Here is a 17,839-nt window from a genome sequence, read left to right on the forward strand (position 1 = left end):
GTATTGTATGGGCATACGGTTCAATCTCTTTTCTACAAGCTCCCAAAACTTTCTACAAATTTCCTGGGAAATTTCCCTTTCTGGATATATGTGAAGTTGTATTCTTTCAAAATTCATTATATTACAAAGAATAACCTCTGCATCTAGCTGAGGTGTCTCTATACCTGCAGACTTGAATTTATTCACTGCTTCCTTTAGTAATTCTGCTACTGTAGTCAATTAGCACCCTCCTTACCTTTTGCTAATATCAAGGCTGCCATAGCCAATTCAATTTCATCATCAGACCTTTATTTTTTTCTCTATCAAAATTCTTATTATTCAAATATAACACATAATCCGACGGATTTTAAGCATATGGATTAAATATTTAGAGTAAAAATATAATTTGTAAAGACTTGTAGATATCAATAGAAATAATTTAATATATATATTATTCTGTTATTATAGGACTATATTACCAATTTATCTAGCGTATCTTTGTAATATATGGTAATATATTGGAATAGTGTATTTTATAAAGGAGTATGTTAAATATGTGTTCTATAAGTGAAAAATCAAAAAAAGCCGAAATTCACCTTCGTCTAACAGAGTTTGAAATTCCCCCAATGCAGGATGTATTAATTGTTGGAAAAAAAGCCCCCATCGGCCCTGAAGCAGCAAGGAAAATGGTTGACGTTCTTTCCCCTGATCAATATGAAATAATCAGAATTGAGCACGAAAACATTGAAGCCATTATTATTAGGAAGGGCTTATTAAATATGCTTTCTAAGGAAACATTAATACCTTTAATAGTTGAGGAAGGAGGAAAAATTGCTAACAGTACCGCCATTTTAAAGGCTCAGATGAATATAATTATTCAAGTTAGCAAAACAATTGACCTATGATGAAAAGAATATCTGATGTTATGATTAAAGACTTAGTAGTTGTTGATTTTCTTGATGGCATACAAAAAATCAAATCCTTGCATTGCAATACGCAAAGTGGTAATATGTATTTTCCAGTTAAAGACAATGGGGAAATAGTTGGCATTACGTCTGTTTATCAGTTAATCAACGTCCACCCAAACAGGATTGTGGCAGATGCCATGACAACCCATTATATAACTATTTCTCCTAATGATTCATTATGGAAGGCACATGAAGTATTCGTTAAAACCCAAGAAGGCTATTTAGTGGTAAAAGATAAAGATGTTTTTCTTGGAGTTCTCCCTAAAAATCATCTTTATATCGAATTAGGGAAATACACTGATCCTCTAACAGGTTTATATCGTTCTGATTATATTTATTATAAAGCCAGTAATTTAATACTGGAGGGAAATGAATTAACAGTAGTTTTCTTAGATGTTAATGATTTTGGTAAAATTGATAAAGAATATGGACATGTTCAAGGTGACATTATTCTTAAGGAATTATCTGAGCTAATTAGGGATTTACTACCTTCCGACACACATCTATGCCGTTTTGGTGGCGATGAATTTGTTTTTATATCAACTAAAATTAAATCTGAAACAGTAGAAATAACCAATGACTTGCTGAATAAAGTGTCATTACATTCCTTCAGTGATGCTATTCCTGTAACCCTTTCAGCAGGTATAGCTGGGGGTAATAGAATAAACAAGAGGAATCATGATGTTATTTCAACAATTTCTAGTTTAATAAATCTTGCCAGTTTAGCCTCAACTAAGGCTAAAAAAGGAAGCAGCTCAATATATGCTTTAGAAAGTGATTACATTGCTTAAGCCTTATTTTAGGTGTCCTTTACATCATCACTTTCCGAAATGTCTTTTTTATCACTTAGCATGTCTTGTGTACGATCTATATAAAGATTGTCATCTACGTCTAATGTAGCGTAAAAAACATCCTTAATATCTTTCACTCCAGCTATTCTTAACTGTTCAATTAACCATTGTGCGGTTAAATTTTTTTTTCTTAAATTCTCATATATAATACTGCCCGTGACAATCACTTCTACTGGTAAATCCGCTAACTTAGGTGTTATATTCAAGTCTTCGACTTTTACTGACTCTTTTTGTGCAACCTTTAAAACACTTAAGTCACCTGTCGGCTCAAGTATTCCATATTTAACATCTACAATATTAAAAATATCTTTTTTTCTTAAAAGTATATTTAAATCCTCTAAAGTATATTGAAACCTAGCCAAATTCTTCTCTAAAATTTTCCCATCTTGTATTACTAGTACCGGTTCTCCTTGTAATACCTTTGATACTATTTTGCTTTTCATAGTTAAATAGGATGCAGTAAAAGTTAGAATTCCAAATAATATAAGTCCCATAAGATGATGCCATGTTCTTTGATTTAAGTCAGTGGCTAGGGTTGCAGCAATTGAACCAAAGGTGATTCCATTAACATACTCATGCATAGTAAGTTGCGAAACCTGCTGTCTACCCAGTACTCTAGTCAAGAATAATAATACAAAAAATGCCAATAACGTCTGTAAAACAATCTCCATACCCACCTTCATAAAAATACCACCTTTGAATATTGTATAACATCTCTAGCAATACTATATCAGTAGTAATATAAAGCAAACTTCATTAAATTATACAGGAGGAGTAAAAATGCCCCTATGGCTACAGGCAATTATTACTTTTTGTATTATTGTTGCTGGATGTATATGTTTATACATATTATATAAGAAGAAGTTGATATAGGATCACTTCATCAATCAACATTTTTTTTGTATTCTATCGTCATAATATAATGATTTTTTATTGTAATTTAAGTATTGTAGAAAATTAGCCTATACTGACTCCTATCTATAATATTCTAATTGCCAGGACCAACTTTTCTATCTATTTCACATATTTTCTTAAATGTTATGGAATTTTAGTTGTAAAATACATATTTTTATATAATAATGTAAAAAATAGTAATACATAATAGCAATGAGCAATGAGCAATGAGAAATAAGTAATAGATATAATATAAAAAATAAATTATTGGAATTTTCAAAAAAATATGTTTAAATTTTTTTAGAGTTGGTATATAATTAATACATAGAATCCGGTAGCTTCCTACCAGTCGAATTTAAAACAGTATTGAGTTTGTTATGAAGTACTTGATTATTTGGATTCACTTTACAAATGATTCTAGGAAAGGAAGTTGATAAAAAAAGTATGATGAGTAATAGTCCACCAAAGCTACAACAAATCGATTGGTATAGTTACTTCCGATTCTATAATAGATAAACGGGTGATTTCATATTTGAGAATGAAATCACCCGTTATCATTTTTTGTATCACTTTAAATTATAACAACCCAATAATTACACCAAGAATAAAAATAAAAAATGAGGCAATTACAACCATCGCTTGAGTTTTAGATCTTCTTGATTTGTTATTTAATACCCTATATATTGGAGATAAGACACCCAAAACCATCCCCACTAAACCGATTATCATCATAAGATTAGCCATTTTACCCCTCCCAAATGTATCCAAAGAATTCGAAATAATCTATAATATGTATTTTAACTTATCTTATACTATTCTCCGTTATTTCTGCAAGTTTTTTAACTATTATATCTATTATTACTTAGAATAGTATTAAAGAGGTATATTTAAATCATTCTTTTTATTTTCACATACTCTTCAAAAGTATTAATGTTAATAAAACTTTGCAGATCGATATCAAACTTTTTTATTGCACTTTCATCTACCTTTTCAACCTTCACCTCATTAAAAAAATTAATTATCTTGTACTCTTCTTTGCTCAACATCTCTTCTATTGGCCTCAAGCATTTTTTCCCATATATAGCATGAAGAGGTTGATAATGCCCTTCTAGATAGGGTATAAGTACATCTTCTTCGTTACTTAATACATCTATCATATATTTTATTATGGATTTATTTAATAGTGGCATATCACAAGCGACAGCAAAAACATATTCATTCTCAGCAGCCCGAAGTCCTGAATAAAGTCCTATTAGTGAATTTTTTTCGTTAGTAATAAAATAATCCGGAACAAATTTCACATCTTTTAGCATTGAAAATGTATCTGGACTGTTGGTTACAACTATAACTTCATTAAAAAGAGGTTGAAGTATTGTAACTATCCGTTCAATCATAGTAATAGATCCTAATTGTAATAATGCTTTATTATGCCCCATTCTCTTGCTATTCCCACCCGCCAAAACCACAGCAGATATATGTTTCTTATCCATAAGTAAATCATCCGTTTCTATTGTAATTTGAGTAGACAATTTTAGTATTTCTATATTATATCATAGGTTAGGTATAAGTATCTATTCTCACGTTTCATGGAGTTTACTCTAGCAAATTCTAAAAAACGGAATTTAGAATTTCATTTTAGTTTTTATTAGAGTACTGAAAAAAGTGCTATTTTTTTAGCCATTTAATCGGACATATGTTCTATTTATAGAATAAAATAACAAAAATAACTTTTATTGGTTGACAAATAAGTTTCAACAAATATTTTAATAAATATAACTTATAATTATAAGTATCTAAAGAAAATAGTGAAGGGAGGGTAACAACAATGAACCGATTGATGGTGAATTATTTGAATGAAGAAAAAACAGGTATGGACGTTGTTAACAAGATGGGCACGTGCAATGTTAACAAAGAAATGCGGCGAAGTGGATTTAATGACTACGTATTTAAGGCATACTTATATAGCTATATAAAAAAAACAATAGTATATTCAGCACTGCAAATAAAAAAGAAACACAAGCTATTGTATGACACTGAAGAGTTGAGCCTAAATGTTGTTGACCCGGATTTTTCTGAGGAGAGAGTGAGTTATGTTATTGATAATGATGATTCATCGAAGGAAGTTATAGCAGAAGAAGTAAAAGGTGATTATAATTACAATGAGATTTCACATAAAAAAGAGATAATAGATGCTATAGAAGCCCTTACAAATAGACAAAAAGAGATTATATATAGGTGTATTATCATGGATGAAAGTGATACTTATGTAGCAAGGAAATTAGGTATTTCCAAACAAGGAGTTAATAAGACTAAAATCGCAGCGTTAGAAAAGCTAAAGAGAAGTCTAAAAGATAACTGTAGGGATGCTATTTAAAAATGGAGGGAGAGTAATGGATGATACAAGTTTAAAAGAAACTTTCTATAAAGCACAGAGTGGAGATGAGGATTCTATTAAAAAAATATTGGAAATATTTCACCCCCTATTACATAAAAATAGCTTTATAAATGGAAGTTTTAATGAAGATTGTTATCAAGAGTTAAGTATAAAGCTTATAAAATGTATAAAAACCTTTAAATTTTCCTCCGGCGAAAGCATAGCTAAATCGCTTGAAGAATATCTAAAATAAATGAGGAAGCTCATAAAAGAGCTTCCTCTGCTGCTTAAAGCTATATGTAAATTGCAATATAACTAAAGTGTGTAATGGATCACTATGTCAGGGTTTAGAACTCTAAAGGTAAAGGATTCAGTTATAAAAAGCTTTACCTTATGAGAATCGTGACTTTCATATCCAATACTAAAATCTTGACCAATTGTAAACTCTAAATCATCATGGTTATATGGAACCAAAAGGGCCCCATCAATTGTCGGTGTATAAATAATTTCTGTTCCTAATAATTCTTCAATAATCTTTTTTAAAGGATATCCATTTACTATCATGTTGATTTTTTCGTATGCAGCTTCACCTACAACAAGAGTATAAGGACCTTCAGTATATGCATGTTGTAACTTCAATATTCCTTTAGACAGAGCCGACATAATAGCATTGGCATCATTGCCCAACTCAAGCTTATGACCAGCTAATTCTAGTAACCCATCAATGTTACCAGCTTTATAACCATTATAGATAGCATTTTCTTCAAAAATTGCAATTTTTTCTGCTGCTTCTTCAAGTGCAGTTAAATCTGCATCTTTAGCACCTCTAATAATATTATCCATTTCCCAACGATCTAACTCAAAGGTGATTCGTGTTTCTACAAGTGGCTGTACACTATATAATCCACTACAAACTTCATTATTATTTTCATTTATTAATTCCAAGCGACCCTTAGGAACCGCATTGTAATTCCAACCTTTGGGGCCTTCAACCTTTACAACTTTTCTAGCTGATAAGTGGGTTTTAAGTACTTCTGCTGCTTTTGCTTCAATTTCTCCCCATGCTTCCTGTGTCAATGGAGCAAGTGTTCTTTTTAGCATATCCATTTATATTACCTCCAAATTTTATTTTTTTAGATTTCCTATATTTAATCCTCCAGATGTTGATGGTGTACCATGGTCTTCTTCATCTCCATGGTCTCCAACGATTGGACCATCTTTAAATAAGCATCCTCTCAACTGTTCGTCCCATACAGGCATATTTCTTCGAAGCCATTCTAAAGTCATACAAGCATGCTCAATTTCTTCGTCTCTATTATGAGCTAAAATAGCCTTTAATTCAGGGTCCTTAGTAACTGCAACCCTTTGATTATACCAATCAACGGCTTCAACCTCTTCCTTAAGACTGCTAATTGCTCTAGTGATATTCTTCGTCAGTTCATCTAATTGCTCTACTGGCTCGTGATAGTTTGACATAATAACAATGACCTCCCTATAAAAATATTATATTTTTTTCCATCATTTTAACTTTACCCCAAAACAGTATTTGAAAACAACCAAATTCAAAAATAATAACAAAAAAAATTGTTTTTGAAATGCTATATTATAATTATCTTAAAATATGGTAAAATGTTAAGGTAGGAGTTGGATCTGTGGTAAATGCTTTTGGTTTATGATATAATATTTAAATGTGCAAAATATTATTGGTTGAGGTGAAAAACAATGCTAGATAAACTAGCTTTTCTAGAAGAAAAATATATTGATCTAAATAAAAAGATTAGTGATCCTGATGTTATTAATAATCAAAACGAATGGAAAAAACTTATAAAAGAACATTCGGACATAGAGCCTATCGTTAATAAATATAAGGAATACCAACAGGCTGAGGAAGCCCTACAGGGAGCAAAGGATATTCTATATGATAAATCCTCCGATGATGAATTAAAGGAAATGGCTAAAATGGAAATCAGCGAGATGGAGGACAAAATAGTAGAGCTTAAGGATAATTTGAGGTTGCTATTGCTTCCTAAGGATCCTAATGATGATAAGAATGTTATTGTTGAAGTTCGTGCAGGAGCAGGTGGAGATGAAGCCGGCTTGTTTGCTGCTGAGTTATTTAGAATGTATACTAGATATGCAGAGAAAAATGGTTGGAAGACTGAAATGATGAGCTTGAATGAAACTGGTGTAGGCGGTTATAAAGAGGTTATCTTTATGATAAAAGGTAAAGGTGTTTATTCTAAGCTGAAATACGAAAGTGGAGCCCATAGGGTACAAAGGATACCTGCAACTGAATCGGGAGGAAGGATTCATACTTCTACAGCAACAGTAGCGGTGTTACCTGAAGTAGATGATGTGGAATTTGAGATTAATCCAAATGAATTGAGAATAGATGTTTTTAGATCTTCTGGCTGTGGCGGGCAAAGTGTTAACACTACAGACTCTGCTGTTAGGGTAACCCATATTCCAACAGGAATGGTGGTTTCTTGTCAGGATGAGAAATCACAGTTAAAGAATAAAGAAAAAGCCACAAAAATTTTAAAGGCCCGACTACTTGACCTTAAAATTCAAGAGCAACAGGCAGAAATAGCAGAAAACCGTAAAAGTCAGGTTGGTACAGGGGATAGAAGTGAAAGAATACGCACCTATAATTTTCCTCAAGGACGTATAACAGATCATAGAATTAATGTAACGATATATAAGCTAGACAGCTTTATGGAGGGGGAAATCGAAGACATGATTGAGTCTTTAATTACATCCGATCAAGCTGAAAAGCTAAAACAAGTAGAAAACTAATTTGAATTAACAATTAACTTTAACTGCAAAACCCAGCACCTCTACGTATTTGTGTACGTTGCCTTGGCTGGGTTTTCTTGATGTCTTGGAAATTATGCTTTTAAGTTTACTAGGCAAGGGGAGTGCAGAGGGGATTCCTCTCTGTCGTATTTAGGAGGGTGCTCAGACTGCCCCTCTATTTATTTTGTCGTTTTTAATGTTGTAAATAATCTATTATTGTAGAAAAAGGAATTTTTAAGTAAGATGTTGAATTATTATACGCATAAGAAATAATGTGAAAAAGTTGACTATTCCTTCTTAGATCAGTAGTGAATCTTGGTTAATTTCTTAAAAAATAATAAAGGGATTATTTGAATTTAAGATAGTAGATGTGAGATTTTCTTTAGATACAGGGGGGTGAGTATATGATTGCGGGAAATGCTTTGAAAAATATAAAGGTTTTATATGTTGAAGATGAACCCATTACAAGAAATCAGATTTCTAGTTTTTTAAAAAAAAGGATTGGAAAAATTATTACAGCAGAAAATGGAGAGGATGGCATAAGGAAGTTTATTGAGCACCAGCCTAATATTACTATAACTGATTTAATTATGCCTGATATGAGTGGTATTGAAATGATGAGAAAAATAAGAAGTGATGGATATCGTTGTCCTTTTATAATTACCTCTGCACAGTCAGATTCAAAAATTATATTAGAAACAGTAGATTTAAAAATCGAGAAATATTTAATAAAACCGATAGATGTAAATGTATTAATGAGATGCTTAACTGACATCGCAATTGAAGGATTGGAACAAAAAAATGATTTTCTGGTGGTAAATCAAAAATTCATTTTAACGGATGATAGAAAAAGTGAGCTGGAGCTTGAAATAAGGAATTGCTATTCTAGCTATTTAAAAAAAGTAACCGGAAAAGGGGCCAGAGTAATGCAGGTTTTTATTAAGGGAAAAGAGATAGAGATTCTCTTGAAAGAAAACCTCACCACTTTAGAGGAAAGCCTTTTGCTAGCAGGAGATCATTTCAAAAGCATAGAGATTATTCGAAAAACTGTTTATGAAGCTACCATAAAAGAGGTTGAACAGCAAATCGCAGGTTTAATAGATAGGAAAGTAGCCACAGAAAAAATTGAAATATGGCCAGATAAGAGATATGAAAGAGTTTTATTGCGTATCCTGTAATTATCCCATTTATATAAGATGTTTTGAATTATAATTAACCTTTCATCTGGAGTTCATTAAAGTTCCATAAAAATACATTATAAACTAATATTTGACAATTTCTTGCATTATATGATAAAATTAAAGAAATATCAGTTGTTTCTATAATAAAGCAGATATACGTGTGTATAAGCTGCTTTGTAGGAGAATATTAAAAAAATAAATAAAAGGTATTATGGAGCAACTATTTAAATCAAATGTAAAATTTGCAATATAAATAGTCCATAATAAAGGAGTTTTGGGATCCTTTATTATGGGCTATTTTATTTATGTCTAGGAAATTATGCTTATAAATTTACTAGACAAGGGAGTGAATAGGGAATTCTCCTCTGTCGTATTCAGGAGGGTGCTCAGACTGCTTAACAGCCGTCGAAGGGAACCTAGGGTTCCCTAGCGAAAACAAATTGAAGAAGTCAAATTCTTCTGCTTAAAGGAGTGTGGTTTGAAAAATAATAATATTGGTTGAAGATAAAAAAGCAAGTGAAAAGAGGCATCAGTACCCCAAAATCCTAATATTTTAAAAATACATTAGAAATTCAGAGGTTAAGCTTTACTATAAACAAAAAAAGGATGATTCTAATGAATAATGAGAAAAAAATATTACTCGACAGTGGTACAAGCGAGTTGGAAATTGTAGAATTTAAAATCGGCGATAGCTATTTTGGAATTAATGAAGCTAAGATAAAAGAAATAATTGGATATAGTAAAATTGTAATAATACCTAGTTCTTATCCCGGGATAAAGGGGATATTTAAGCCAAGTGAATCGGTAATAACGATAGTTGATCTATCGAAATATTTTAATTTGCAATTTTCCAAGGATGATGGTCATAGCCTTTTTATAATTACCTACTTTAATAAAACAGTAATAATATTTCCAGTAGACTCAGTGATAGGGATTCATCGACTATCAATGGATAAAATAGAAAAGCCCAATGGTACAACTTGTGGTGTTGAAGGCGTAGTTGCTGGTATTGCAAAAAATAATAATAAATTTATCAATATATTAGACATTGAAAAGATTCTTATTGCAAATAGCGATAAGATAGAAATGCAAATTTCATAAATTATTAAAATCTGCAACAGCTATAATTTCACTTAACTATAATTCCTAAAACCATCAAATTTAACAATTATTTGTTGGTTTTATTTTTCTGTTTTTTTATTTTCTGCTTTTCTTTTTTATCCTGCTATAAATCCTCCCATATAAGAATATATATACAATGGTGGTATGAATTAAGGGGGGAGTCATTTGAGCAATATCTTAAGAACGGCATTAATAGGTTTGTTGGTAGGAATTATCGGTACGGGAATAGGTGGTTCAATGGCCTTTATACTAAAGAACCCATCAAAGCGATTTTTAAGTAGCACTATTGGTTTGTCAAGTGGATTAATGATAGCAATTGTAACCTTTGAGCTTTTGCCAGAAGCCTTTATGCTTGGAGGGATGTTTGCATCTGTTATAGGAATTGGTTTGGGAGCTTTTACAGCTGCACTGTTGGATAGCTTTCTATCAAAGCTACGTTATATTCAGCGGCGTGGTGGGCAAGGATATATAAAGACAGGAATCTTGTTGGGTATAGGTATTGCGCTACATAACTTTCCGGAGGGCCTGGCTATTGGTTCTGGTTTTGTTGCCCATGAACGACTGGGGATAGGTTTGGCGATTGTAATAGCATTACATAATATGCCAGAAGGACTTGCTATGGTAACGCCCATGAGGGCTGGAGGCTATTCTCGTATTAAATCCTTTTCTCTTACTCTCTTGGCAGGTGCACCAATGGGTATAGGCGCATTGGCAGGAGCATTTATTGGAGAACATGCCTATTGGTTGATAGGTACATGTTTAGCCTTTGCGGGTGGAACTATGCTTTTTATAACCTTAGGAGAGTTAATACCAAAGGGTAAGGAGCTAGATAATAGCAGAATATCCACATTCTTTGCTATTATCGGCTTTATGGTAGGTATACTAATATCAAAAAGGTTTTAAACGGCATTGTTAAATTGGCTGATTTTGGTATACAATAAGATAAATAAAATAATACAAAGCTATTGGCATTAAACGATAATAAGGCTACTAATATTTAAAATATGTAGAACTAAGCTTTGACTTTACAGATAAATATTAATGAAAGCTGCAGGTGGACAAGCATGTATCAAATTATATCGTGGATCATCAGATATATATTTATCATTTTAATCTACTATTTTATTTATAGTATTATTAAGCTGATATATCTTGATATTGATGCAATTAATAGACAGGGGAAAAGAGGCACTGATAACCCATATTTAAAGCTGGTCAATAGAAAAGATAGGCTAGATTTTAATGTTCATGAGTTTTATGATTTATATGAAAGCAATACTATTGGTAGAGGAAAGGGAAATGATATTCAAATATCTGATAAGTATATTTCTACAAATCATGCTCAGATTTCAATGGATGAGGGTGCATATTTCCTAGAGGACTTAGGAAGTGTAAATGGCACTTATTTGAATAGTACAAAAATTGAAGATGTTGTGGAACTAGAAAATGGAGATCGAATTGGATTGGGTCAGGTTGAATTCTTATTTGTTAAAGAGGTGGATTAAATGGCAGGACTTAATAAATACCTAATAAGAAGGCCTATCTATATTTTAGTACTATTAAACATATTTTTTTTCAATTTAGTGCAATTTTATCATGGATTTGAGGATTTCACTATCCTTGTCACTGGTGGTCTGTTAACCCTTCTAATGGTTATTTGCTACTATTTAATAGTAAAACTAAATATGGGAGATCAATATATATTCTTAATTATGTCCATATTATCGAGTCTTGGAATTGTTATGCTTTACCGTTTAATTCCACCACTGGGTTTCCAACAGGTAACCTGGTTTGGCTTGGGTACTATTCTATACTTTTTATCCTATATAGTATTTAAGTGGATAAAAAATTGGGACCAGTATACATATTTTTATTTAGCTGCTGGTATTCTATTATTTATCATAACTTTTGTTTTCGGTACAACAATTAAGGGGGCAACTAATTGGATTCAAATAGGTGGACATACCTTTCAACCGGCAGAAGGAATTAAGATTCTATTTGTTTTCTTCATTGCCAGTTATTTTAAATATCCTGAAAAACTGAAGAACACCTATGTTTTTTTAGGTTTTGTATATCTTCATATAATGTTTTTGGTTTTACAAAGGGATATGGGAATGGTTATGCTTTTTTACAGCGTGTTTATTAGTATCTACTATATTTATCATTCCGATAGAAAACTACTTTTTTATAATATTGGAGCATCAATATTGATTGGTATTTTCAGCTACTTCACCATGACTCATGTGCAGATACGATTGGAAACATGGCTCAATCCGTGGAGGGACATAGCTGGAAGGGGATATCAAATTACACAATCGCTATTTGCTATTGCATCTGGAGGTTTTTTTGGTACTGGTTTAGGATTAGGTAGACCTGATTATATTCCTGAAGTACATACGGATTTTATTTTCTCAGCTATATGTGAAGAATTGGGGGTTTTCGGAGGAATAGCAGTAATTCTGTTGTATTTTATTTTGGTGTATAGAGGCTTTAAAATTACATTGATGACTAGGGACATATTCGATAAGATTATAGCTTTGAGTATAACATTGATTTACAGCTACCAAACCTTTATTATAATTGGTGGAGTTGTTAAGCTTATACCATTGACAGGAATTACACTTCCCTTTATAAGCTATGGAGGTAGCTCTATGGTATCGGCCTTTGTTGCCTTCGGAATTTTACAGGCGTTATCTAAAAAGTCTCTTGAGGGAGAGGGAGTTGTAGAAATTGAACAGTCATAGAAAAATTATACATCTTATTGTTTTAACCTGTATTTTATTCTTAAGCTTAATAATATTCCTTACCTACTTTCAGGCCTTCAGAGCCCAAACCATTGTTAGAAACCCGTACAACCGAAGACTTTGGGAGCGAGAGGAGCAAACTGTGCGGGGAAATATTTATGATAGAAATGGTGTAATACTTGCTGAAACCTTAATTAATGAAGGACAAATTACTAGAACGTATCCCCAAAACAGGCTATATAGTCATATTGTGGGATATAGTCATAGACAATACGGTCGCTCTGGTTTAGAGGCACAATATAATGACGACCTGTTAGGTTACACTTCGGAGGGTGCCGTTGCAAGAATTAGAGATCGTATTACTGGTGAAATGTACAAGGGAAATCATCTTTACCTTACCCTTAACCACCAGATACAGCAAAAAGCTGAGGAGCTTCTTCGGGGGAAAACTGGATCAATAGTTGCCCTGAATCCATCGACAGGTGAGGTTTTAGCATTGGTAAGTAAGCCTGACTTTAATCCTAATCGATTAATAGAAGATTGGACAAGTTTAGTAGATAATCCCCAAAGTCCACTGCTGAATAGAGGAACATCGGGGCTTTATCCCCCTGGATCTACATATAAGGTAGTAATAACTTCAGCGGTATTAGAAGCGGGTAATATAGACGCAGATTATGATTGCGTGGGTAGTATTAATGTAGATGGATATATACTAACAGATTTAGGTGGCAGGGGGCACGGACCTGTGGATTTATGGGGCTCCTTAATGGTATCCTGTAATACTAATTTTGCCAAAATGGCTCTAGAACTTGGAGATGCAAAAATAAGAGAAATATCCCGAAGGTTTAAAATGGCAGGCAACCTAAATGCTGACTTTAATATTCAAGGAAGCAGGTTTCCATATGGTCAAACAATGACAGAAACAGAAATAGCTGCAGTAGCTATAGGGCAAGGCAAATTGTTGGTAACTCCAATTCACATGGCTTTAATTGCTGCAACTATAGCAAATGAAGGATATATGGTTGAGCCAAGAATTATAAAGGAGATAGTAAGCCCAGAAGGACGAACAGTAGGTCAAATTACAATAAATCAGGAGAGCATAATTTCTCCCGACGATGCAAATCTGATTAAGCAAATTATGCAGGCGGCAGTGGATGATGGGACTGGTCGGAATGCACAAATTGCTGGAATAAAGGTTGCTGGAAAGACGGGAACAGCCGAAAATCCTCAAGGAGAGAGTCATGCTTGGTTTATTGCCTTTGCGCCGGTTGATGATCCACAAATTGCTGTGGCTGTTTTGCTAGAGAATGAAGGTGCAACAGGTGGTGCTGCAGCAGCTCCCATTGCTAGAGAATTAATTAGAGAGGCATTAAAAAGGGGTGTTTTAGATTGAAGGATACTAAAATTATTGACATAGATTGTAATAACATAGATGAAGAGAAGATTTCTTTTTGCGGCAGTATTTTGAATAGGGGTGGAACGGTGGCCTTCCCAACTGAAACGGTTTATGGATTAGGGGCCAATGCCCTTGATGAAAAGGCTGTAAAGAAGATATATGAAGCAAAGGGTAGGCCCTCAGATAATCCCTTGATAATTCACATTTCGAACATTAAGGACATAGAACCACTTGTATGGGAAATACCTGAGGCCGCCAATAGGGCAATGAAAAGCTTTTGGCCAGGGCCATTAACCTTAATATTTAAAAAAAGTAAAATAGTTCCTGATATAATTACTGCAGGGTTAGATACTGTCGCTATCAGATACCCCCGTCATCCTATAGCAGAAATGCTAATTAAAAAAGCTAAGGTTCCCATCGCTGCCCCAAGTGCAAATCTCTCGGGGAAGCCTAGCCCTACCAAGGGTAGTCATGTTATTCAAGACCTAATGGGGCGGGTAGATGCCATTGTTGTGGGGGAAGATTGTAACGTAGGATTGGAATCTACGGTCCTTGATTTAACTGTAGATATTCCCACTATTTTAAGACCAGGAGGAATTACCAAGGAGATGCTGGAGGAGATATTTGATAGGGTGGAGGTGGACCCTGCCCTAAAAGATCAATCAATCCTGACGCCTAAGTCGCCTGGTATGAAATATACCCACTACGCCCCCAAGGCTGATATTGTTATTTATGAAGGAGAAGAATCAAGAGTTGTTAATAGAATCGGGGAAAAAGTTGATGAATTAATAGCTAATGGAAAATCGGTTGGAATCATATGTACAAATGAGACCCGTAATTTCTATAGTGTAGGACTTATTAAATCTGTTGGAAGTAGAAAAGATATGAAGACTATTGCTTCAAGGCTCTTTGGGATATTAAGAGATTTTGATGACACTGATGTTGATATTATTTTAGCGGAGGCTATTGAAGAGGTTGAACTGGGACAAGCTATTATGAATAGATTGTCTAAAGCATCAGGGTATAGAATAAAGAAGGTTTAGGGAGGTGAGATTATTGAAAAAAATTCTCTTTGTGTGTACTGGTAACACATGTCGAAGTAGCATGGCAGAGGCTTTGTTTAAAGAAATGCTACAACAGGAAAAGGAAGCTGACATTGAAGTTATTTCTGCAGGTACTGGAGCAATGGATGGTGACAAAGCATCCTTACAGGCTCGAGAGACTATGAAGGAGCTAGGCATGAATATTGATAAGCATAGATCTAAGTCCCTTTCTAAAAAATTAATCAATGAAGCGGATCTCATTTTAACCATGACTTCAAACCATAAGGCAACAGTTCTAAATATAGCTCCTGAAGCAATGGGTAAAGTATACACTTTAAAAGAGTATGCTTATAATGGAGAAGATATGGAATCAATAATGGACGAAATGAATGAAATATATAAAAAAATAAATGAAAAAAAGCGAGCTTTTTTAGATGAAAATTCAAAAAGATTGCATGAACTAAAGGACAAAAGGGAAAAACTGTTAAAGGAACTAAAGACGATAGATAGAAGTGTAGGTAAGCTAGAGGAAGATTTTAGACAGGCAATAGAAAAATATGAAGATAGATTGATTTTTTTAAGGTCTAGAATGCCCAACTTTGATATTGTTGATCCCTTCGGGCAGCCAATAGATGCCTATAGAAAAAGTGTAGAGGAAATAAAGGAAAATCTAGAAAAAATAATAAAGAAAATAAAATGATAAAATTGCAGGATATGTCTTAAAAAAGTAGAATAATATATAGGTTTATGAATTTTTGAAGGGAGATGTTTGAATGAGGATTGCTATTGGAAGTGACCATGGTGGATATGAATTAAAGGAAATAGTTAAAAAACATCTTCAGGAAAAGGGCTTAGATGTAACGGATTTTGGTACTAATACAACCGACTCATGTGATTATCCTAGATTTGCACTTGCAGTTTCAGAGGCAGTAGCTGCGGGGGATTACGAAAGAGGTATTTTGATTTGTGGAACGGGAATAGGGATATCCATTGCAGCCAATAAGGTGCCGGGTATTAGATGTGCTTTAGTTTCAGATTGCTTTAGTGCAAAGGCTACCCGTCAACATAATGATACAAACCTTTTAGCCCTAGGTGGCAGAGTGGTAGGCCAAGGATTAGCTCTAGAGATTGTAGATATTTGGTTAAATACCGAATTCGAAGGTGGAAGACATAGTAAAAGAGTAGATTTGATCAGTGAAATTGAGAAGAAATACAGCAAAGAATAATGAAAAAAAATTAGTAATTAATAATGAGTAATGAGTAATTAATGAAGAAATTTGTTAAGCAAATTTCAACAACAATTCAACATTCAACATTCAACATTCATCATTACCTTATTTAAGGTTTTAGTTCTTTTAATTAAATATTGAGGAGGAGTTTATATGGGAAAACTGATAGTTATTGATCATCCGTTAATTCAGCATAAGTTGACATTAATCCGTGACAAAAACACAGGATCGAAGGATTTTAGAGATATTGTAAAGGAAATGTCAATGCTTATAGGCTACGAGATTACCAGAGATCTACCATTACAGGAGGTAGAAGTAGAAACGCCTTTATGTATTACAAAATCTAAAGCTCTTTCTGGTAAAAAACTTGGCTTAATACCAATATTAAGGGCTGGATTAGGAATGGTTGACGGAGTACTACAGCTGATACCAGCTGCAAAGGTGGGGCATGTGGGGTTGTATCGAGATCCAGTTACCCTTGAGCCAGTAGAATACTATTGTAAGCTCCCTTCTGATGTACAAGAAAGAGACTTAATTGTACTTGATCCTATGCTGGCAACCGGTGGTTCTGCATCAGCTGCCATTAGATTCTTAAAGGATAAGGGTGCTACCAACATCAAGCTGGCGTGCCTTATCGCATCACCAGAGGGAATTAAAGTAGTACAAGAACAACATGAAGATGTAGATATTTATGTGGCTTCGGTAGATGAAAAACTAGATGACCATGCATATATTGTTCCGGGATTAGGAGACGCTGGTGATCGATTATTTGGAACAAAATAGTTGTAGACAATTCTTATCTGATTATCTTTAGCTCTTATCCATCTTAACCTGCCTAACCGTTTACTTTAGTTTTATAAATCGGGTTAGTTAGCGAAATATAATTTGTGTCAGTCTAAAACATAGGTTTTACCTATGTGAGACTGTTGACAAAGTCCACCTGAAAAGGGTGGATTTTTTTTTTATTCAAAAAGGATTTATCCAATCGATGTCGAATATGTATAATGAGGTGATGAATTATGCTTACTAAAGCTAAAGCTAAAGATAAGCAAACTTCTTATGAGTTTGTTATGCTCGAAGAGCTAGTTAAAGAAGACCATTTACTAAGAAAAATAGATAAATACATTGATTTTAGTTTTATCTATGACGAAGTCGAAGAATTGTATTGTCATGATAATGGACGTCCATCTGTTGATCCAGTAGTTCTTTTTAAAATGACTTTACTTCAGTACCTTTACGGTATTCGTTCTGAAAGAAGGTTG

At 33.4% G+C, this 17,839-nt stretch carries 21 protein-coding genes and 1 pseudogene; 16 read left to right on the forward strand and 6 right to left on the reverse strand.

The genetic code is table 11. The annotated features are described in order from the left end of the window. Nucleotides 1-219: pseudogene (locus BLP68_RS20195) on the reverse strand (peptide chain release factor N(5)-glutamine methyltransferase); the annotation flags it as partial. Between the two features lie 314 nt (nt 220-533). Between BLP68_RS20195 and BLP68_RS20200 the strand changes: the two are divergent. Both BLP68_RS20200 and BLP68_RS20205 read left to right on the forward strand, forming a co-directional pair. Further along, complete coding sequence (locus BLP68_RS20200) at nt 534-884, forward strand: hypothetical protein (protein ID WP_091547474.1); 351 nt, start codon at nt 534-536, stop codon at nt 882-884. After that, a complete protein-coding gene (locus BLP68_RS20205; RefSeq protein WP_091547475.1) occupies nt 881-1,738 on the forward strand; it encodes a diguanylate cyclase domain-containing protein in 858 nt (285 codons plus the stop codon). The genes BLP68_RS20200 and BLP68_RS20205 overlap by 4 nt, the downstream gene beginning before the upstream one ends. An 8-nt stretch (nt 1,739-1,746) precedes the next feature. Here the strand turns inward: BLP68_RS20205 and BLP68_RS20210 are convergent, their stop codons facing one another. The 3 genes from BLP68_RS20210 to BLP68_RS20215 all read right to left on the reverse strand — a co-directional run bounded on the left by BLP68_RS20210 (nt 1,747) and on the right by BLP68_RS20215 (nt 4,182). After that, nucleotides 1,747-2,481, reverse strand: a complete 735-nt coding sequence (locus BLP68_RS20210) for a YetF domain-containing protein (protein ID WP_091547477.1) — start codon at nt 2,479-2,481, stop codon at nt 1,747-1,749. 787 nt (nt 2,482-3,268) lie between these two features. Then, a complete protein-coding gene (locus tag BLP68_RS21905) occupies nt 3,269-3,436 on the reverse strand; it encodes a hypothetical protein (protein WP_176759131.1) in 168 nt (55 codons plus the stop codon). 143 nt (nt 3,437-3,579) lie between these two features. Beyond that, a complete protein-coding gene (locus tag BLP68_RS20215; RefSeq protein ID WP_091547478.1) occupies nt 3,580-4,182 on the reverse strand; it encodes a molybdenum cofactor guanylyltransferase in 603 nt (200 codons plus the stop codon). A 335-nt stretch (nt 4,183-4,517) separates the two neighbouring features. Between BLP68_RS20215 and BLP68_RS20220 the strand changes: the two genes are divergently transcribed. Together BLP68_RS20220 and BLP68_RS20225 are read left to right on the forward strand one after the other, a co-directional pair. Further along, a complete protein-coding gene (locus BLP68_RS20220; RefSeq protein ID WP_091547480.1) occupies nt 4,518-5,066 on the forward strand; it encodes an RNA polymerase sigma factor in 549 nt (182 codons plus the stop codon). A gap of 16 nt (nt 5,067-5,082) precedes the next feature. Beyond that, a complete protein-coding gene (locus tag BLP68_RS20225; RefSeq protein WP_091547481.1) occupies nt 5,083-5,319 on the forward strand; it encodes a helix-turn-helix domain-containing protein in 237 nt (78 codons plus the stop codon). 62 nt (nt 5,320-5,381) lie between these two features. Here the strand turns inward: BLP68_RS20225 and BLP68_RS20230 are convergent, their stop codons facing one another. Beyond that, the gene (locus tag BLP68_RS20230) at nt 5,382-6,173 is read right to left on the reverse strand and encodes a family 1 encapsulin nanocompartment shell protein (protein WP_091547483.1); all 792 of its coding nucleotides are present in this window, start codon (nt 6,171-6,173) and stop codon (nt 5,382-5,384) included. An 18-nt stretch (nt 6,174-6,191) separates the two neighbouring features. Continuing rightward, nucleotides 6,192-6,542: an encapsulin-associated ferritin-like protein gene (locus tag BLP68_RS20235; protein ID WP_091547484.1), complete on the reverse strand. Its 351-nt coding sequence runs from the start codon at nt 6,540-6,542 to the stop codon at nt 6,192-6,194. 246 nt (nt 6,543-6,788) lie between these two features. Here BLP68_RS20235 and prfA point away from each other — a divergent pair, with 246 nt between their 5' ends. From prfA to BLP68_RS20295, 12 genes are all read left to right on the forward strand, one after another. Continuing rightward, complete coding sequence (gene prfA, locus BLP68_RS20240) at nt 6,789-7,862, forward strand: peptide chain release factor 1 (RefSeq protein ID WP_091547486.1); 1,074 nt, start codon at nt 6,789-6,791, stop codon at nt 7,860-7,862. Between the two features lie 404 nt (nt 7,863-8,266). After that, the gene (locus BLP68_RS20245; protein ID WP_091547488.1) at nt 8,267-9,040 is read left to right on the forward strand and encodes a response regulator transcription factor; all 774 of its coding nucleotides are present in this window, start codon (nt 8,267-8,269) and stop codon (nt 9,038-9,040) included. 618 nt (nt 9,041-9,658) lie between these two features. Continuing rightward, entirely contained in the window at nt 9,659-10,144 is a 486-nt protein-coding gene (locus tag BLP68_RS20250) for a chemotaxis protein CheW (protein ID WP_176759132.1), read from the forward strand. A 186-nt stretch (nt 10,145-10,330) separates the two neighbouring features. Beyond that, nucleotides 10,331-11,068, forward strand: coding sequence for a ZIP family metal transporter (locus BLP68_RS20255; protein WP_242877043.1), 738 nt, complete (start codon nt 10,331-10,333; stop codon nt 11,066-11,068). 161 nt (nt 11,069-11,229) lie between these two features. Then, nucleotides 11,230-11,670, forward strand: coding sequence for an FHA domain-containing protein (locus BLP68_RS20260; RefSeq protein WP_091547491.1), 441 nt, complete (start codon nt 11,230-11,232; stop codon nt 11,668-11,670). Then, on the forward strand, nt 11,671-12,909 hold the full coding sequence (locus BLP68_RS20265; protein WP_091547493.1) for an FtsW/RodA/SpoVE family cell cycle protein: 1,239 nt from the start codon (nt 11,671-11,673) through the stop codon (nt 12,907-12,909). Then, nucleotides 12,896-14,302, forward strand: coding sequence for a peptidoglycan D,D-transpeptidase FtsI family protein (locus tag BLP68_RS20270; RefSeq protein WP_091547495.1), 1,407 nt, complete (start codon nt 12,896-12,898; stop codon nt 14,300-14,302). The genes BLP68_RS20265 and BLP68_RS20270 overlap by 14 nt, the downstream gene beginning before the upstream one ends. Next, nucleotides 14,299-15,348 carry an L-threonylcarbamoyladenylate synthase gene (locus BLP68_RS20275; RefSeq protein ID WP_091547496.1) on the forward strand — a complete coding sequence of 350 codons (1,050 nt, stop codon included), beginning with the start codon at nt 14,299-14,301 and terminating at the stop codon, nt 15,346-15,348. Before BLP68_RS20270 ends, BLP68_RS20275 begins: the two co-directional genes overlap by 4 nt. Before the next feature lie 13 nt (nt 15,349-15,361). Next, the gene (locus BLP68_RS20280) at nt 15,362-16,048 is read left to right on the forward strand and encodes a low molecular weight protein arginine phosphatase (RefSeq protein WP_242877044.1); all 687 of its coding nucleotides are present in this window, start codon (nt 15,362-15,364) and stop codon (nt 16,046-16,048) included. Nucleotides 16,049-16,121: 73 nt separating this feature from the next. Further along, nucleotides 16,122-16,574, forward strand: coding sequence for a ribose 5-phosphate isomerase B (rpiB, locus tag BLP68_RS20285; protein WP_091547498.1), 453 nt, complete (start codon nt 16,122-16,124; stop codon nt 16,572-16,574). Nucleotides 16,575-16,730: 156 nt separating this feature from the next. Next, nucleotides 16,731-17,360 carry a uracil phosphoribosyltransferase gene (gene upp, locus BLP68_RS20290; protein ID WP_091547499.1) on the forward strand — a complete coding sequence of 210 codons (630 nt, stop codon included), beginning with the start codon at nt 16,731-16,733 and terminating at the stop codon, nt 17,358-17,360. A 236-nt stretch (nt 17,361-17,596) separates the two neighbouring features. After that, nucleotides 17,597-17,839: transposase (locus BLP68_RS20295; protein ID WP_176759133.1), on the forward strand; the 243-nt coding region annotated here is incomplete at its 3' end.

Origin of the sequence: Alkaliphilus peptidifermentans DSM 18978, from assembly GCF_900101495.1 — a bacterium.
Lineage (GTDB): Bacteria > Bacillota > Clostridia > Peptostreptococcales > Natronincolaceae > Alkaliphilus_C > Alkaliphilus_C peptidifermentans.

What these genes read in the sequence shown, in the direction of transcription:
- BLP68_RS20200 (WP_091547474.1), top strand. Translation starts at nt 534, where the DNA reads ATGTGTTCTATAAGTGAAAAATCAAAAAAAGCCGAAATTCACCTTCGT.
- BLP68_RS20205 (WP_091547475.1), top strand. Translation starts at nt 881, where the DNA reads ATGATGAAAAGAATATCTGATGTTATGATTAAAGACTTAGTAGTTGTT.
- BLP68_RS20210 (WP_091547477.1), bottom strand. Translation starts at nt 2,481, where the DNA reads ATGAAGGTGGGTATGGAGATTGTTTTACAGACGTTATTGGCATTTTTT.
- BLP68_RS21905 (WP_176759131.1), bottom strand. Translation starts at nt 3,436, where the DNA reads ATGGCTAATCTTATGATGATAATCGGTTTAGTGGGGATGGTTTTGGGT.
- BLP68_RS20215 (WP_091547478.1), bottom strand. Translation starts at nt 4,182, where the DNA reads ATGGATAAGAAACATATATCTGCTGTGGTTTTGGCGGGTGGGAATAGC.
- BLP68_RS20220 (WP_091547480.1), top strand. Translation starts at nt 4,518, where the DNA reads ATGAACCGATTGATGGTGAATTATTTGAATGAAGAAAAAACAGGTATG.
- BLP68_RS20225 (WP_091547481.1), top strand. Translation starts at nt 5,083, where the DNA reads ATGGATGATACAAGTTTAAAAGAAACTTTCTATAAAGCACAGAGTGGA.
- BLP68_RS20230 (WP_091547483.1), bottom strand. Translation starts at nt 6,173, where the DNA reads ATGGATATGCTAAAAAGAACACTTGCTCCATTGACACAGGAAGCATGG.
- BLP68_RS20235 (WP_091547484.1), bottom strand. Translation starts at nt 6,542, where the DNA reads ATGTCAAACTATCACGAGCCAGTAGAGCAATTAGATGAACTGACGAAG.
- prfA (WP_091547486.1), top strand. Translation starts at nt 6,789, where the DNA reads ATGCTAGATAAACTAGCTTTTCTAGAAGAAAAATATATTGATCTAAAT.
- BLP68_RS20245 (WP_091547488.1), top strand. Translation starts at nt 8,267, where the DNA reads ATGATTGCGGGAAATGCTTTGAAAAATATAAAGGTTTTATATGTTGAA.
- BLP68_RS20250 (WP_176759132.1), top strand. Translation starts at nt 9,659, where the DNA reads ATGAATAATGAGAAAAAAATATTACTCGACAGTGGTACAAGCGAGTTG.
- BLP68_RS20260 (WP_091547491.1), top strand. Translation starts at nt 11,230, where the DNA reads ATGTATCAAATTATATCGTGGATCATCAGATATATATTTATCATTTTA.
- BLP68_RS20265 (WP_091547493.1), top strand. Translation starts at nt 11,671, where the DNA reads ATGGCAGGACTTAATAAATACCTAATAAGAAGGCCTATCTATATTTTA.
- rpiB (WP_091547498.1), top strand. Translation starts at nt 16,122, where the DNA reads ATGAGGATTGCTATTGGAAGTGACCATGGTGGATATGAATTAAAGGAA.
- upp (WP_091547499.1), top strand. Translation starts at nt 16,731, where the DNA reads ATGGGAAAACTGATAGTTATTGATCATCCGTTAATTCAGCATAAGTTG.